Source organism: Caulobacter sp. ErkDOM-E (assembly GCF_048541895.1).
Taxonomy (GTDB): domain Bacteria; phylum Pseudomonadota; class Alphaproteobacteria; order Caulobacterales; family Caulobacteraceae; genus Caulobacter.
In genome coordinates this window covers 2,526,137-2,541,307 of sequence record NZ_CP183331.1, presented here as the reverse complement: position 1 = coordinate 2,541,307, position 15,171 = coordinate 2,526,137, and the positions used below count along the sequence as shown (strand labels likewise).

At 65.1% G+C, this 15,171-nt stretch carries 12 protein-coding genes and 1 tRNA gene; 8 read left to right on the top strand and 5 right to left on the bottom strand.

Annotation, left to right across the window (positions count from 1 at the left end; all coding sequences use genetic code 11):
• The first annotated feature begins 13 nt into the window (after nucleotides 1–13).
• The 4 genes from ACN2C7_RS12430 (at nucleotide 14) to ACN2C7_RS12415 (ending at nucleotide 4,751) form a co-directional block, all read left to right on the top strand.
• On the top strand, nucleotides 14–1,519 hold the full coding sequence (locus ACN2C7_RS12430; protein ID WP_419317288.1) for a GumC family protein: 1,506 nt from the start codon (nucleotides 14–16) through the stop codon (nucleotides 1,517–1,519).
• A gap of 94 nt (nucleotides 1,520–1,613) precedes the next feature.
• Nucleotides 1,614–2,315, top strand: coding sequence for a sugar kinase (locus ACN2C7_RS12425; protein ID WP_419317287.1), 702 nt, complete (start codon nucleotides 1,614–1,616; stop codon nucleotides 2,313–2,315).
• Between the two features lie 62 nt (nucleotides 2,316–2,377).
• Nucleotides 2,378–3,556, top strand: a complete 1,179-nt coding sequence (locus ACN2C7_RS12420) for an O-antigen ligase family protein (protein ID WP_419321467.1) — start codon at nucleotides 2,378–2,380, stop codon at nucleotides 3,554–3,556.
• Nucleotides 3,557–3,743: 187 nt separating this feature from the next.
• Nucleotides 3,744–4,751: a sterol desaturase family protein gene (locus ACN2C7_RS12415; RefSeq protein ID WP_419317286.1), complete on the top strand. Its 1,008-nt coding sequence runs from the start codon at nucleotides 3,744–3,746 to the stop codon at nucleotides 4,749–4,751.
• Here ACN2C7_RS12415 and ACN2C7_RS12410 read toward each other — a convergent pair.
• The 4 genes from ACN2C7_RS12410 to ACN2C7_RS12395 are packed head-to-tail and all read right to left on the bottom strand — an operon-like array spanning nucleotide 4,748 to nucleotide 9,315.
• On the bottom strand, nucleotides 4,748–5,521 hold the full coding sequence (locus ACN2C7_RS12410) for a polysaccharide deacetylase family protein (protein ID WP_419317285.1): 774 nt from the start codon (nucleotides 5,519–5,521) through the stop codon (nucleotides 4,748–4,750). The genes ACN2C7_RS12415 and ACN2C7_RS12410 overlap by 4 nt on opposite strands.
• Nucleotides 5,521–6,453, bottom strand: a complete 933-nt coding sequence (locus tag ACN2C7_RS12405) for a glycosyltransferase family 2 protein (RefSeq protein ID WP_419317284.1) — start codon at nucleotides 6,451–6,453, stop codon at nucleotides 5,521–5,523. Before ACN2C7_RS12405 ends, ACN2C7_RS12410 begins: the two co-directional genes overlap by 1 nt.
• A complete protein-coding gene (locus ACN2C7_RS12400; RefSeq protein ID WP_419317283.1) occupies nucleotides 6,450–7,892 on the bottom strand; it encodes an oligosaccharide flippase family protein in 1,443 nt (480 codons plus the stop codon). The genes ACN2C7_RS12405 and ACN2C7_RS12400 overlap by 4 nt, the downstream gene beginning before the upstream one ends.
• Nucleotides 7,893–7,899: 7 nt before the next feature.
• On the bottom strand, nucleotides 7,900–9,315 hold the full coding sequence (locus ACN2C7_RS12395; protein WP_419317281.1) for an exopolysaccharide biosynthesis polyprenyl glycosylphosphotransferase: 1,416 nt from the start codon (nucleotides 9,313–9,315) through the stop codon (nucleotides 7,900–7,902).
• A 286-nt stretch (nucleotides 9,316–9,601) separates the two neighbouring features.
• Here ACN2C7_RS12395 and ACN2C7_RS12390 point away from each other — a divergent pair.
• A tRNA-Ser gene (locus tag ACN2C7_RS12390) sits at nucleotides 9,602–9,692 on the top strand.
• A 254-nt stretch (nucleotides 9,693–9,946) separates the two neighbouring features.
• On the opposite strand, the gene ACN2C7_RS12385 is transcribed toward ACN2C7_RS12390, so the two are convergent.
• The gene (locus ACN2C7_RS12385; protein WP_419317280.1) at nucleotides 9,947–10,693 is read right to left on the bottom strand and encodes a Crp/Fnr family transcriptional regulator; all 747 of its coding nucleotides are present in this window, start codon (nucleotides 10,691–10,693) and stop codon (nucleotides 9,947–9,949) included.
• Nucleotides 10,694–10,730: 37 nt separating this feature from the next.
• Here ACN2C7_RS12385 and ACN2C7_RS12380 point away from each other — a divergent pair, with 37 nt between their 5' ends.
• From ACN2C7_RS12380 to ACN2C7_RS12370, 3 genes are read left to right on the top strand one after another with little or no spacing between them, the layout of a single operon-like run.
• The gene (locus ACN2C7_RS12380) at nucleotides 10,731–12,788 is read left to right on the top strand and encodes a TIR domain-containing protein (protein ID WP_419317279.1); all 2,058 of its coding nucleotides are present in this window, start codon (nucleotides 10,731–10,733) and stop codon (nucleotides 12,786–12,788) included.
• 2 nt (nucleotides 12,789–12,790) lie between these two features.
• A complete protein-coding gene (locus ACN2C7_RS12375; protein WP_419317278.1) occupies nucleotides 12,791–13,195 on the top strand; it encodes a hypothetical protein in 405 nt (134 codons plus the stop codon).
• 20 nt (nucleotides 13,196–13,215) lie between these two features.
• Complete coding sequence (locus ACN2C7_RS12370) at nucleotides 13,216–14,973, top strand: tetratricopeptide repeat-containing protein (RefSeq protein ID WP_419317277.1); 1,758 nt, start codon at nucleotides 13,216–13,218, stop codon at nucleotides 14,971–14,973.
• Nucleotides 14,974–15,171: the final 198 nt, after the last annotated feature.

Sequence of the window (15,171 nt, the reverse complement as noted above, 5' to 3'; positions counted from 1 at the left end):
CCTTCGGATTCGTATGTCGACGACGAGCGCCTGGACCAGCGTGCCGCATGACCCTCCGTCGCAACGCGACTGGGCGACGCGTGCGCGCTATGCGCCGACCGACTTCATCACCCTGCTGTGGCGTGAACGCTTCCTGATGCTGGGTGTATTTTTGGTCATCGCGGTGCTGGGAGTCGCGTTCTCGACCACCCTGAAGAAGAATTATACCGCCGAATCCAGCCTCTTCGTTCGCCTGGGCCAGGAATACGTTTACGAGCCCCGGGCCGGCGACGCGGGACGCGGCGCAGTGCCGAATGTTGATCAGGTTATCCAGTCTGAATCCGAGATCCTGGGCAGCGGCGAACTGCGCGAACGCGTGATCCGCAAGATTGGCTTCGCCAATGTGTTTCCGTCCCAGGCCGCCAAGTACGCCGCTGCAACGCCCGAAGGTAAGCGCAAGCTGATCGCCCTGGGCCGTGACTCCATGGGACGCAATTTCAAGATCGAGACGGCGCCGGACAATTCCATCATTCGCCTGTCCTATCAGAACGAGCATCCCGAGTTGGCCGAGAAGGTCCTGAACACCCTTCTGGAAGAATACCTGACCTATCGCCGCGGCCTGCTGATCGACAGTGATGACCGCGTGCTGCAAAGGCAGAAGGACATCTTTGAGCAAAAGCTCGAAGAGACCGACACCAGTTATCAGTCGTTCCTGACCACCAACGATATCGGCGACTTCACCTCGCAGAAGACGACGCTGACCCAGCTGCAGACCCAGGTCGAGCAGCAGAAATATTCCATTGAGGCCCAGTTGCAGGATCGCGTTGCCCGTCTTGCCTCGGTTGAGGCGGAGTTGGCGCGTACCCCTGCCGAGACCGTGCTGTATCGCGACTCCGACACCTCTGCGGCCGCCAAGCTCAACCAGCTGAAGCTGGATCGCGAGGGCCTGCTGTCGCGCTATCGGCCCGACGCCAGCCCGGTCCGCGACATCGACGCCCAGATTGCCCAGCTGGAGCGCGGCATCGCCGCCGGTCGCACGGCTGGCGAAGGCGCGCGTCGTAGCGGCCCCAACCCGATCTGGCAGACCCTGCAGACCTCACGCAACGATCTCAGCGCTGAAGTGGCGGCGCTGCGCGAGTCCCAGACGACGGCGGTTCAGCAGGTCGCCGACGTCAACCAGCGCTTGCTGCGACTGGCTGAGCTTGAGCCGCAGTTCAATCAGCTGACCCGCGACCGTGATGTCCTGACGTCCAACGTTCGCGACTTTACCGTCAAGGAACAGCAGGACGAGGCTCAAAGACGGATGTCGTCGGAAAGCAGCGACAATATCCGCATCGTCCAGCGTGCTGTCGCGCCGTCGCAGGGCAAGAGCCTGCAGAAGCCGATCCTCGCCCTGACGATCATGTTCGCGGCCTTCACCGCCCTTTGCGCGGGACTGGTTCGGATGTTCCTGCGCCCCGGGCTCCAAACCCCAGCCTCGGCCGCCCGGACCTTGAACCTGCCTGTTCTGGCCACTGCCGAATACAAGCGCGCAGCCTAGGTGGCAGGGCTTTACGCTGAGTGCTTTGGTCGCCTTTCGCGCACCAGGGGAATGACGCTAGTTTGTAGCTCCTGAACGCGCGGCGATTCGACGGATGGTGGATTTGAACGCCGAGATGGCGGAGTTGTGGAGCTCACTGGGCGCGCCGGCGCCTGGGCGCCCGCACGTCATCCAGGTCGTCGCCGCCCGGCGAGGGGAGGGGACTTCCACCGTCGCTCGCGAGTTGGCTCGTTTCACGGCAACGCGCGCCGGTCGCAAGACCTGGCTGGTCGATATGGACTTGGCGACCTCTGCGCAATTCCAGACCATCTCCATGAATCCGGAACGCTTCGGGGTGTTGGGACCAGCGGTGGCTGCCTCGCCCGACGGCTCGGCCTTCTTCACCGTGCAGCCTCCGGCGCCGCGCGCTGATGGCGGTGTCTGGCCTGACTCTAAGTATCTGGCGGCCCATAGTGTGGGTGGATCGCGCCTTTGGGTCACCCGCTTCAATCGCGACGCCCTGCGCGGACCCCAGAAGGTCCACATTATTCCAGGGGCCGAATACTGGCAGGCCTTGCGCCGCCATGCCGAGGTTATCGTGGTTGATAGTCCATCGGTGGATCGCTCCCAGGCGGCCCTCACCGTGGCCCAACACATGGATCAGACAGTGATGGTGGTCTCGGCCCAGCAGCCTGACGTCAAGCCACCGGCCCAACTTCGCGACGCCCTGGCCACGGTCGGCGGCCGCTGCGCTGGCGTGTTCTTCAACCAGGCTACGGTGCAGCCGCCTGCGTTCCTTCGGGCGATCCTGCCGTGACGCCTTCGGGGAGGGCGCCGCTCCTCCTGCCCCAGATCGCGATCTTCTGCGCCTCGGTCGCCATGCTGCTGATCTACAGCGGTGGCTGGGAGCTGCCGCTGTTTGGTGAAAACGCGGGAGAGTCGGCCGGCGGGATCATGCGCGTGGCCTATCTGCCGGCCTATGCCGCCGGCTTCCTGCTTGTTGCGCTCAATCCCCGTAACCTGATCCGCGTGCTGATCCGTCAGCCCTTGCTGATCTTGCTGATGCTGATCGTGGTCGGCTCGACCCTGTGGTCGATCGCGCCTGACGTCACGACCCGTCGCGCGTTCGCTGTCACTTGCACCACCCTGGGGGGGCTTGCCCTGGCCGCGCGCTACAAGTGGGCTCAGTTGGCCGAAGTGGTGGGGGCCACCTTCATCGTGCTGATTGTCGCCAGCTTCGTCGTCTGTCTCGCCGTGCCGTCGATCGGCGTGATGACCGAGCTGTTCCCGGGCGCCTGGCGCGGCCTGTGGATGGAGAAGAACGCCCTCGGCGGTCTTATGGCCTTGGGATTCTGTCTGCTATCGGCGGCCGCCTTGCTGAATCCCCAGCGCGCGAAGCTCTGGTGGCCGTTCGCGGGACTGGCGCTGGTGCTGGTGCTGATGTCGACGTCCAAGACGTCCTTGGCCTCGCTGATGGTCGGGGGGGCGGCCCTGGTCTTTGTGCTGATTGCCCGGCGTAGTCCGGCAGCCGGAGCTGCGATCACCTGGACGGGTGTGACGGGGGTTGTCTTGCTAGGCGGCTTCGTCCTGGTCGCCTCGGATGTCTTCTTTGCTCTCCTGGGCAAGGACGCCACCCTCACGGGCCGCACCGAGATCTGGAGCGCGGCCATGCGCCAGATCGAGCAGCGACCCTGGACCGGGTACGGCTACGCCGCCGTCTGGGACAACAAGTCCGGTTGGGGACCGTTCGCCTGGATCACCAAAGATGCTGGATTTCAGGCGCACCATGCGCACAATTCCTGGATCGAACAGTGGCTGGGCATAGGCCTCATCGGCCTTGCGGCATGGGGGCTGTTCTATCTTCAAACCCTGACCCTGGCGATCATCGCCGTGTTCCGCGACCGTGGCGCTTTGCTCGTCTTTCCGTTCCTGGTCGTCTACACACTGGTTTCGCTAACCGAGAGTATTGCGGTGGTCTATAACGACTTCCGTTGGGCGCTTTTTGTAGCCTTCGCCGCCAAACTGGCCTTCTCGGATCGGGAACAGGAGCGCGGTTAACCGCTTCGCCGAACGAAGTTTTTAACCGCCTTGGCCTAGACCTAGCTCTGCTGACCACCAAGCGTCGCAGAAGGCGGAGCCATATTCAGTGAAACCTCCAGCGCTTCAGGCTGACCCGGACGAGCTTGTCCGGAGTTTTGCGCCGACGCCCGTCGCGCGTTCATCGCGCTTCAGCGTGGCCCGGATCATGGTTGTTCTGAGCTTCCTGGCCTATATCGCCGCCATGGGCTCAGCCTGGTGGGCGGTGTTGCAGGTTGTTCCAACCCACGTGTCCTTCACGGTGTTGGGCCGCACGCTCGACACGGAGTCGGCGCACGAGCACATCAACAACGCTGCCCTGATCTTTCTTCTGCTGCCCTCGGCCCTATGGATCGAAGCCTTGGTCGTCGGCTGGTCCAACAGCTCTGCCCGCCAGTTGCTGTTCGCGCCGACGGCGTCGCTGAAGACCGATATCGCCTGCTTTTTACTGGGGCAGGCCCACATCCTCGATATCTTTGGCCGTATCATGATGCTGGGAGCCTCGATGATCTCGGGCGCTTGGATCCATGACTGGCTGAGGACCACCACGGGCCTTGCCATAGGTCCCGCGCCGCTTCCGTTCGCGTTGCAGTTGGTGTTCTACTTCCTCGTCTACACCTTCTTCGACTACTGGACCCACAGGCTGGACCACAGCCGGCTGTTCTGGCCGCTGCATCGCTATCACCACTCGGCCTCTGACTTCGGTGTGATCACTGCGGGACGCCAGCATCCCGCGGCCTTCACCGGACTGTTTGTCGTCAACCTGCCGATGGCCATTCTGGGCGCGCCCGCCGACGTGATGATTTACGTCAACGTGCTGGTCGTCGGGATCGGCTTCCTGATCCACTCCAAGATCGACGCGAACTGGGGCTGGTTTGGGCGCTACGTGATCCAGTCACCCAATCATCACCGCTTGCACCACAAGCTGGACATGAGCCACCCCACTGGCCACTTCGCCATCGCGCCGATCTGGGACCGTCTGTTTGGCACCTGGTACGGCGACGCCGACGCCTCGATACCGATCGGGGTCGACACGCCCTACAGCCATGGCCTGTTCGTGCCGCGCGACATGGTGCGCGACTACGGGCACTTCTGGATCGGCGTTTTCGGCGGTCGCAATGACGGACCGGACTTGGACGTAAAGCTGTTTCCCAGGCGGGACGCCGCGAAGGGCTAAAGCCCGATCCGGCGCGCGCCCTCGGCCACGGTGACCACGTCGAAGCCGGCGTTCATCGCGCCGTCGACCAGCCGTTTCAAGGTCTCGGTCGAGCAGCCCCATTGCGAGGGGGTCTCAGACACATCGTGGGTGTAGAGGATCAGCCACGCTTTGCGGGCATGGGCGCGGTCCAGCCACTTCAGCGCCACAGCCTCCCCGTCTTCGCCCTCAATCCCGACGGCAGGCGCCTGGTTGAGGTCCGCCCCGTTGGCGATCAGGCCGTGGTGCAGGGCGCGCACGGTCTTGAACCGGCCGGCCAGCAGCGTCTTGGCTGGCGATCCGACATCGCCGTACGGGTATGCGAAGCTGACCGGCTTTCCAGCCCCCCACGACTTCAGGGCTTCGGCGTTCTGGTCGATATCGGCGAGGGTGGCTTCCCGCGAGGCTTGACCGCAATCCAGGTGCGAGAAGGTGTGGCACCCGATCTCGTGCCCAGCGGCATGCAGGCGTGCGGCGTCTTCTCCCGTAGCGAAACGGCCCATGGGGCCCTCGCGACCGGTCAGGCCGCCCGCGAAATAGTAGGTGCCGCGCAGGCCGCGCGCTTCCAGCACCCTGGCGCCGGCCTCGCAGGCGGTGGCGGGCGCGTCGTCGAAGCTGAACGACACCATTGGCCGCGCCAGCTTCACGCGCGCCGGGCGGCGATGAGCCAGGCGGATCAGGCGACGCCGCAGCTTGCCCTTCAGGGTTCGGTCCGGTTCGTAGGCGTCGACCTTGTCGTGAGACACTTGCATCAGACGGACTCACAATAGAGGGCGGCGCGATAGAGCCGCATGGCGAAGGCGCGCAGGCGCGTGGGCGCGGCCTCATTGAGGGCGAAGGCCTTCAGCATCGGCCGCCAGATGTCGCGCGCGGGCAAAGACTTCAGAGCCCTGGCGACCTTGTAGCTGGGGTAGGCGCTGACGATCTCGCGGTGGGCGCTGACGACCCGCGCGAAGTTTGACGCTGACTGCTCGTACTTGGCGGCCATGGCCGGAGCGGTATCGAGGCCCAGATGGGTGGCCGAATTGTCGATGTGAAGGATCGGGTGATCGCGGCTCACGCGCATGGCCCACTCAACGTCTTCCCAGCCCCAGCCCGTGAAGCCCTCGTCGAACTCTACCGTTTCAAAGACGTCGCGGCGGACCAGCAGGTTGGAGGTGAAGACGTGCTTCTCGGGTGATCTGGCGCGTTCGGGCGCCGGGGTGCAGTCGCTCTTCAGCGCCATGGCCCGGTGCAATTCATGCTCGGGTCGCCGGGGCGTCTGGTTCAGGGTGAATCCGCCAAAGGCGATGGGTGTGTTCTCGCCTTCCGCCAGGGCCACCCAGCGGGCCAGAAAGTCTTCGGGATCCGGCAGCATATCGCTGTCCAAAAACAGGAAGTGACCGGCGCGTGCGTGACTGGCCAGACGGTTGCGGCCCTTGGCGCGCCCTTCGTTGGACGTCAGTCGAATGAACCGCGCGGGCAGACGCAGCCGCTCGATCCGGCCGGCGATGCGTTTGGCCAGGGCCTCGTCGCCGCCGCCGTCGTCCAGTACGATGATCTCGGCCCGCGCCATGGAGTCGTCCAGCGCCTTGAGCAGGGCCGATGGATCGTCGCGAAAGGTCGGGATCAGCACCGACAATCGCGGAGCGGCGTTCGACCACAGGGCGTTGTCGACGATGATCGCGTTGGCCGTGGAGGTCATGCTGGACGCGCCTTTCGCCGGGCAAGACCGGAAAGCTTGCCACGCAGACCGTCTATATTGAGTCCCAGCGCCACGCCGCCGTAGACAGCGGCCCCGACGGAAGCTTTCAGGATCAGTTCAAGAATTCCGCCCGGCGAGGGCAGGATCAGCACGGCCGCAGCCATCAGGAGGCAGGCGGCTCCCGCCTTGGCCAACGTAGCCCAGGGGATTGGCAGGGGCTGGGCGCTGCGGCCCAGGGTCCAGGCGGCCACAGCCCCGACGCCATAGCTGGCGGTTGTCGCCCACAGGGCGCCGTTCAGTCCGAACCGGGGGATCAGCAGCAGGTTCAGGATCAGGTTGGCCAGCGCGGGGACGGCCATGGCGGTGATCAGCATGGGCGTGCGGCGGCCCAGGGTGAAGGCCTGCAGCAGGTAATAGGTTGTGACACCCGACAGCCAGCCGCTGGCGGCGATCCACGGCACCACCGCAACTGCCCCAGCCCGCAGCGCCTCGCCGACCATCAGTTCGACCAGAGACGGGGCGACGAGCGCCAGACCGACAGCCGCCGGCAGTGTCAGAAGGACCATGAATGAGGCCTGCTCGCGCGCGGCGCTCTTCAGAGCCGCTGGGCCGCCGCGCTCAAGCGCCGCGACCAGGGCCGGTCCGCCCGCCATACCCAGCCAGATGAAGACGACGTCCAGAGTGCGACTGCCGAGCGAATATCCGGCGTGATAGACGCCGACCGTGGCTTCGCCCAGATAGGCGGCCAGAAGGAAGCGATCGGTCGTCGAAAGCACCAGCGCCAGGATCAGGGACAGCGCCACTGGCACCCCATAGGTCGCGTAGTCGCGGGCCATGGCGCTGTCGAAGCGACCGCCCCGCATCCGTCCAAGGTCGGCTGGCAACACGAACACCAGACACAGCAGAGAGATCGCGCCCATGCCCAGCAACGGGGCCGCGCCGCCCAGACCAACCAGAGCGAGGATCAGGCCCAGAGCGAAGCCGCCGACAGTCTGGACGATATCGAGCAGCGCCGCGCCCGAGACTTCACCGGCCGCTCGCCGGCGCTCCTGCGACAGCTTGGTCAGGCTCTTGACGACGACGGCGGCGAAAGCGGCCGCCAGCGCGACCTTCATCGGGGCGTCGAGAGGCAGGGCATAGAGTGCAACGCCGGCGATGACCGGTGTCGCCAGGGCGCAGGCGCCCCACAACCGATAGAGCGTGGTGAAATGATCGGGAAGTCGGCCATCCTCGGCGCGCGCCGCGAAGAAACGCGCCATGGCCGCCTCGGTCCAGGTCAGCAGGACGGTCTGGGTAAGGCTGAGCGCTGAGAAGGCGAGGGCGTAAGCGCCATATTCCTCGGGCGACAGCACCCGCGTGAACAGGACAATGGTCAGCAGGCCCACTACGCCTTGGGCGATATTGACCGGCAGATAGCCGAGGACGCCGCGCCAGAACATCGCCGCCTCAGCGCACCGCCGACCGATCCCCAAGCAGGCAGGGGATGGTCATGGCGATGATGTAGACGTCCAGCCAGAATGACTGCCGTTCGATATAGTCGACGTCGAGCGCGACCCGCTCGCGCACCAGTTCGGGCGTATCGACTGGCCCCCGCGAGCCATTGATCGCCGCCCAGCCGGTGACGCCGGGCTTCATGCGGTGACGATGGGCGTACTGCTCGACCAGCTTGGCCGACTCGACATCGCCGGTCTTCATGCCCACGGCATGCGGGCGCGGGCCTACGATCGACATCTCGCCGCGCAGCACATTGAACAGTTGTGGCAGTTCGTCGAGGCTGGTCTTGCGGATGAACTTGCCAACCTTGGTGACCCGGTCGTCATTGGCGCTGATCTGGCGCGCCGCGCGGGCATCGGCCATTTCGTGGCGCATCGAGCGGAACTTCCAGACGAGGATTTCCTCGTTGTTGAAGCCATGGCGACGCTGGCGGAAGAAGATCGGTCCGGGGCTGTCGAGGCGCACGGCCACCGCGACAATGGCCATGACCGGAGCGGCGACGATCAGACCGCCAATGCCGACGACAAGGTCCTGAAGGCGCTTGATAAGAGCTTTGCGCGCATTGGCCGGCGCGCTGGACAGATCGGCCAGCGCCGCATCGGCGATGCGCGAGATCGCAGCGTCGCTGTCGGCGTCGCGACCGACATCGACGAATAGGCTGATCGGGTTGGGCAGGACATCCAGCTTGTCGAAAAGCTGCCGTACGCGTGCCTGAGCCGTCGAGCTCACGGTAATCACAACCCTGTCGACGTAGGGCATGACACGGTGGTCGATCAGAGCCGAGGTATCTCCTAGCACAGGTACGCCAAGCAGGCTCTCGGGCGCGCGGTCCAGGCGGTCGTCGAAGATCCCCAGAACATTGACCTCGCCGGTGCGCAGGGCGGCTTCTATCAGGTGCTGGGCGTTGGCTGTGGCTCCGACCACGATGATGTTCGGGGTCAGGCGACCCTGGCGACGTCCTCGTGCGATCAGGCCCCACCACAGGGCATGAAGTGTCATCACCACGGGCGCCAAGCCCATGAAGGCCAGGACAGGGAAGGATTTGTTGGTGGGCAGGGCCGGCCAGGCCGTGTTGAAAGCCAGAACGACGGTCGCCGCAGCTCCGAACGCGGCCACCACGCGCAGCAGGTGGCGGGGCAGGAGCTCGCGCCGGGCGAAGACATAAGCGTCGAGCGCGCGCAGCGACAGGAGCAGCGCCACAAAGCCGGCGGCAAGCGCTGCGCCGGCGTTCAGGGTCAGCAGGGCGGCTCCAGAGCGATGGGACTGAACCGCGAAAATTGCGATGCAGAATCCCGCAGCGGTCAGTGCATCGACCCCCCGAAAGGCGCGCGCCAGCGAGCGGGCCTCAATGCGGGCGCGAGCTGGCACCAGTTGTTCAGGACGAAACGGACCGCGTCGCGCGCTAGAGGGAGAGCGCCGCGCTGACCTGTCGCGCGCCTGAGCGGAGGGCGATTCCCCCTCGGACGCTGAACTCGGGTCCGCTGTGTTCTGGGCCTGGGGATCACGTGTGATGGCGGGTGACATGAGGCTCTGAACCGGTAAAACAGCGTTCAGGCTAGCGTCGCCGTCTGAGCTTCACGTTAACGCACCGATTTCCTTCGACGCGTGATTGTCATGTCGCCACGAACAGGCTATCCAGCCGCTCCTCTCAGGAGGAGACGTGGCCGAGAGGCTGAAGGCACCGCTTTGCTAAAGCGGCATACCCCAAAAGGGTATCGAGGGTTCGAATCCCTCCGTCTCCGCCAACTTTCTTCAATACAGCCAGATCCCCTATTTGGCGCAGGGACAATTGTCCGACACCTGGACGCCAATCATGGCATTCGCCTTGGCGGCTTCAACCCGCTCGCCCGGTTGATTCGCTTCGCATCCAGCTGGATATGGCCAGCTATGCATGTCCGGGCTTGGTGATCTGGCCGCCGGCGCCGGCGGCAGGGTTGCGGCGCCTGATGAACCCGTGTCGGATTTCGCCGACCCAAGTGGTCGGGACTGAACCTTCCGACTACACTTCTCCACCGATGCGTTCGATCTCGTCGGCGAGAGCGGGAAGGTCGAGAATTCGCAGCGTGCGGCCGGTCTGGGAGACGATCTTGAGGCTGGCCAAGCGGTTGAGCTCCCGGGTGACTGCCTCACGCTGACTCCCGACCAGCACGGCCAGCTCGGCATGGGTAGGGCAGGGCTGGATAGTGGCCTGTTGGCCATCGCCGCCCGCCATGGTCGCCATGCGCAGAAGCTCGATATCGACGCGACAGGCCACCGAGACGGCGCTCAATTCGAACAATCGATCGGTCAGCGAGCGCGTCAGACTGGCCAGGTCCTCCAGGATCGCCCGCATGAAACGGGGCGATTGCTCGAAAAGGGCCTGGATCAGGGGTTGCGGCAGACGGGCGACGCGCGTGTCTTCCAGCGCCACGATGTTCACCGAACGGGGCAGGCCATCGATCGCCGAGATTTCGCCGAAATAGCTTCCCGCCGAAATTCGACGATAGCCGACCTCACGCCCCGAGCGGGCATATTGATTGGCCAGCAGGGCGCCCTTCAGCAGCAGATGAATGCCGCCGGTCTCATCCAGGCGTTGGAGGATCAGTTCGCCCTTGCCATAGTTGAGGTGCTCAATTTGCTGAGCCAGGGCCTCGATTTCCTCACGGGCCATGTGCCGGAACAGTCTGTTGGCGCGATAGTCTCCTTCAGGCGGCGGCGCGATCGGCGTATGGCTCTGGGCGAGCGGCGAGGGGGGAATCACGGCCATCGAGAACGCTCCTGCACTGTCGAACTGGGGACGACGAATGGCTAGCCGACCACAGTATCGGGCCTTTATCAGCTATAGCCATCACGACCGCAAAGCCGCTGAATGGGTTCATCGCGCGATCGAGACCTATCGCGCGCCACGCCGCTTGACCACAATCGGTGGCGGCGCGCCAACGCAGAGCCTGACGCCGATCTTCCGGGACCGCGACGAGCTTAGCGCCTCGTCTGATCTGGGTGAGGTGATCCGCGACGCCCTCGACCGCTCGGAGGCCCTGATCCTGCTCTGTTCTCCCGCCTCCGCGAACTCGCGCTGGGTGGACCAGGAAGTTGCCCATTTTCTGACAACCCACGGGCTCGGCCAGATCATCTGCGTGATCGCGCCCGCGACGCCGACGGGAGTGTCGCTGATCGCGACCTTGCCGCCGGTCTTGCGCGCCGCTTTGCCGCCGGACACCGAGCCCCTGGCGGTGGATCTGCGGCGCAGCGGCGACGGCCCGAGGCTGTCGCGCCTGAAGATCGCCGCGAGGCTATTGGACGTAAGCCTTGACCGGTTGGTCCAGCGCGACGCTCGTCGCAGCATGCAGCTGATGACGGCCTTCACTGCTGCGGCTCTGATGGTGACGATCGCCATGGGGACAATGACCATCGCCACCCTGAAGTCCCGTCAAGTTGCCCGCGACCAGCGTGACGAGACCGAGGCCCTTGTCGCCTACATGTTGGGCGACCTGCGCGAGCAGTTGGAACCGGTGGGACGGCTGGACGTCCTGGATGGCGTCGGGGCCAGGGTGCTGGCCTACTACGGCAAGGCGCGCAACGATCAGCTTGACGACAGGGCCCTGACACAACGCGCCAAGGCCCAGACCCTGCTCGGCACGATCCGGGACCAGCGCGGCGACTTGGCCGGGGCTCGCGACGCCTTTGGTCAGGCCGCGTCCACGACCCATGAACTGGCGGTCCGCGCGCCCAACAACGGCGAGCGGATTTTCGACGAAGCGCAGAATGTCTACTGGCTGGCCTATATGGAATGGCGACAAGGCAATACCGTGGGGGCGGAACGTGGCTTCAAACGGTACGGCGAGTTGGCCCAAACCCTGGTCGCGCTCGATCCGGGTCGCGCCGATTGGCGGCTTGAGGTCGCCTACGCCAAGAGCAATCTAGGCACCCTGTTGCTGGAGCAGGGAAGGGCGGAGGAGGCGCTGGTAACCTTCCGCGCCGCTCTGGCCACTTTCGAGGCCGAACGCGCCCGCGCGCCCGACAATCAGGACCGCCTTGTCGATGCTGTGGACTCCCATGCCTGGGTGGCCGACTCCTTGGTTAGGCTGGGTCGGCCTCGCGAGGCTCTCGCCGAGCGCGAGGGCGCTGCGGACCTCTTGGCCAAGACCTCGGCGAGGGAGTCTGCTGACAAGCCGCTGGCAGCGAGCAGCCTGGCCGCTCAGTTGGCTCTCGCGCGGTTGGAGCTGGATCTGGGAAGAGTGACCCAGGCCCGCGCACGGTCGGTGGCCGCGATGCGGGGCCTGCGTCAACTGGTGGCTCTCGACCCGACCAATACGAGATGGCGGGAATATCTGCTGATCGGTCAGATGGACACTGTAGACCTCGCCGCCTGGACGGCGCAGCCGGTTCAGGCGCGCATCGCCCACGCCGAGGCCGCAGCAATGCTGACAAGGCTGCGGGCGGTCGATGAGGCCAAGGCTTGGCGCGTCGACCTCGACGGTCGACTTGAACAGCAGCGGATCCTTTTGGCGCGTCTCGGTGGTGACCCCAGGGGGGCTCGACGCTTGGCCCTGGCGTTGCGGGATCGTCTGGATGCCTTGCCGAACGCGCGAGAATCCGCCGCCGAACGCGCTATTGTCTATGGCGTCGTCTATTTGGTGACGCAGCAGCCGGAGGCCGCAATATCGGCCTTGGCGCCGCGCCGCAAATCACTATCGCCGGTCGGTCGCGACATCCTGGCGCGCGCCTACATGGCTCAGGGCCGGCGCAGCCTAGCAGACGCCATCGTGCGGGATCTCAGGGCGCAGGGCTACGCTCATCCCGGCTTCCTTGCATTCTGGAAAGAGTCGCCCCTAGCTGGCGCCAGACTTCAAGGGGACTGAAAGTGACAGAGCCAACACCCACCCGTGTCGTGGAACTGATTGTCGGCATCGCCGATGGCGTAAACTTCATGAATGTCCTTGATCCGGAGAACCCGACTCCGCTGTCGCTGGACCTGAGTCATCGCTGTGAACTGGTCTTCAGGCTCAGTGACAGCCTTATCGACGCCGGGTGGAAGTTCCAGCGGCGCCCGATCTCCATCAAGGACGATTATGGGCTGAATTTTTCGAGCTATGTCTGGGTCACCCAGTGGTACGGGGCACCGCTAGCCCCACATTCGTGCTTCAAGATCATCTACGAATGTGTCCGAATGGGCGAGTATGAATACAGCCTGTTCATGACCGACTCGCATGACCAGAGCATCACCCTGGATCCCAAGATCGAGAACGGCGCGGGCAAGGTACCCTGATCGAGCCGCCGGCTTTCGACATGGATGCGGTCACCGCGCTGATCCAGCGCGGTGAGATCCTGGCCGCCTATGACATCGCCCGCGCCGCCCTGGAGGCGGGCGATGCGTCGCGTGAAATCGCCTACAAGGCCGTGCTTTGCCTTGCGAGAGCCGGGGCGGTCGATTTCGCAAGAACCGAATATGTTCGCCTCGGACTGGACCGGATCGACGACGATCCCGACATTGTCGCCTTGGGCGCGCGGCTTCTGAAAGACTTAGCCCTGGCTGCGAGGGGGCCCCGCCGGACGGCTTTCGCCAGGGCCTCGACCCGGCGTTACCAAGCGCTGTTCCAACGCTTCGGCGGTCTCTACGGCGCGATCAATGCCGCGACCATGACGCTCGTCGCCGGAGATCGCGCGGGTGGGCAGGCCCTGGCCGCGGCCATGCTCGTTCAGCCACCGTCGCGACTGACAGGCGTGGCGGCTTATTACGATGCCGCCAGCCGGGCCGAGGCGCTGTTCCTGACAGGTCAACTGGAGGCCGCGCGCGACACGCTGGCCCAAGCCCTGGAGAATGCGCCCAGCGCCTTCGCAGCTCACGCCTCGACCTTGCGCCAGCTGGAAATGCTGTGCCGTGAGACGGGCCTTGATCCTGCCTGGCTCGCTGAGTTTCGGCCCCCGGCCTGCGCCCACTTCACTGGCCATATCCTGGACGCTTCGCGAGAAGGCGCCCTGAGCGAAGGACTGAGCAGCAATCTACGGGAGCAGGCGGACCGCATGGTGCGGGAGCAGGGGATCGGCTTTGCGTATGGTGGTCTGGCCGCAGGGGCAGACATCGTCTTTGCAGAGGCGCTGCTCGACGCTGCCGCCGAACTGCACCTGGTTCTGCCGGTGAGCCGGGAATCCTTTATCGCGGTGTCGGTCGCGCCCTTTGGGCGCGCTTGGGGCGAGCGTTTCGATCGCTGCTTCGCCCGCGCCACGTCCGTGCGCTACGCCTCGCTGGACCCCTATGCCGGGGATGAGCAAGTCTTCGCCTACGCCAGCCAGATCGCCATGGGTTGCGCAGTGCTGCGCGCCCAAACCCTGTCGACCGAGGCGTTGCAAGTGGCCGTATGGGACGGTCACGCCGCTGCCGGACCGGCCGGAGTGGCGGTGGACCTAGCCTACTGGGCCAGGGGCGGCCGCAGGCAGGTGGTCATCCCGGTGCTGCGTCCGCCGGCGCCTCCAGCGGTCGCGCCGTCCTTGCGAGACGCCGATGCATCCGCCTCGCGCGCGATGAAGGCCATGCTCTTCGCTGATGTGAAGGGGTTTGGAGCGCTGCGCGACGACCAGATTCCTGCGTTCATCGATACGGTGATGGGGCAAATGGCCAAGGTGATTGAGGGGCTCGATGCGCCTCCGCGCCACGTCGAGACATGGGGTGATGGCCTCTTCCTTGTCTTTGACCAGCCGATAGACGCCGCGGTGGCCGCCCTGGCTCTGCAGGAGGCCCACCGTGCGCTGGACCTTCGAAGCCTCGGCCTGCCGCGCAGTCTTGGCCTCAGGATTGGCGGTCACTATGGACCGGTGCACCTGACGACCAATCCGCTGACCAAGGCGCCGGCCGTCGTGGGTGCTCACGTGGTGGTCGCCGCACGTATCGAGCCGGAGGTCGCGCCCGGCTCCGCCTGTGTCAGCGAAGCCTTGGCCGGGGCGCTGGCGACCCTTCACGGGGATCGCGTCCGTTGTGGCTACGTAGGGCGCACCCAAGGGCGCAAGGGATTTCCGGCGACCCCCATTTTCAATCTCACGCACGCCTGATTTTATCCACCTCGGGTTGAGTTGGTGTCGATATCTCTGGCGATGTGCAGATCCGCACAGTCAGGCGCCGGCGGCGCATTCATATTTCCGGACGTAGGCCGCGACGACAACAGTCCAGGCGGCTGCAGAACCTCTCTGTCGACCGCCATCGTTGGAGTGCCGCCAAGACCTACACAGCATTCGGCTTGCCACCGCTGG

Coding starts and splice junctions, on each gene's coding strand:
- ACN2C7_RS12430 (WP_419317288.1), top strand. CDS start 14: ATGTCGACGACGAGCGCCTGGACCAGCGTGCCGCATGACCCTCCGTCG.
- ACN2C7_RS12425 (WP_419317287.1), top strand. CDS start 1,614: ATGGTGGATTTGAACGCCGAGATGGCGGAGTTGTGGAGCTCACTGGGC.
- ACN2C7_RS12420 (WP_419321467.1), top strand. CDS start 2,378: ATGCTGCTGATCTACAGCGGTGGCTGGGAGCTGCCGCTGTTTGGTGAA.
- ACN2C7_RS12415 (WP_419317286.1), top strand. CDS start 3,744: ATGGTTGTTCTGAGCTTCCTGGCCTATATCGCCGCCATGGGCTCAGCC.
- ACN2C7_RS12410 (WP_419317285.1), bottom strand. CDS start 5,521: ATGCAAGTGTCTCACGACAAGGTCGACGCCTACGAACCGGACCGAACC.
- ACN2C7_RS12405 (WP_419317284.1), bottom strand. CDS start 6,453: ATGACCTCCACGGCCAACGCGATCATCGTCGACAACGCCCTGTGGTCG.
- ACN2C7_RS12400 (WP_419317283.1), bottom strand. CDS start 7,892: ATGTTCTGGCGCGGCGTCCTCGGCTATCTGCCGGTCAATATCGCCCAA.
- ACN2C7_RS12385 (WP_419317280.1), bottom strand. CDS start 10,693: ATGGCCGTGATTCCCCCCTCGCCGCTCGCCCAGAGCCATACGCCGATC.
- ACN2C7_RS12380 (WP_419317279.1), top strand. CDS start 10,731: ATGGCTAGCCGACCACAGTATCGGGCCTTTATCAGCTATAGCCATCAC.
- ACN2C7_RS12370 (WP_419317277.1), top strand. CDS start 13,216: ATGGATGCGGTCACCGCGCTGATCCAGCGCGGTGAGATCCTGGCCGCC.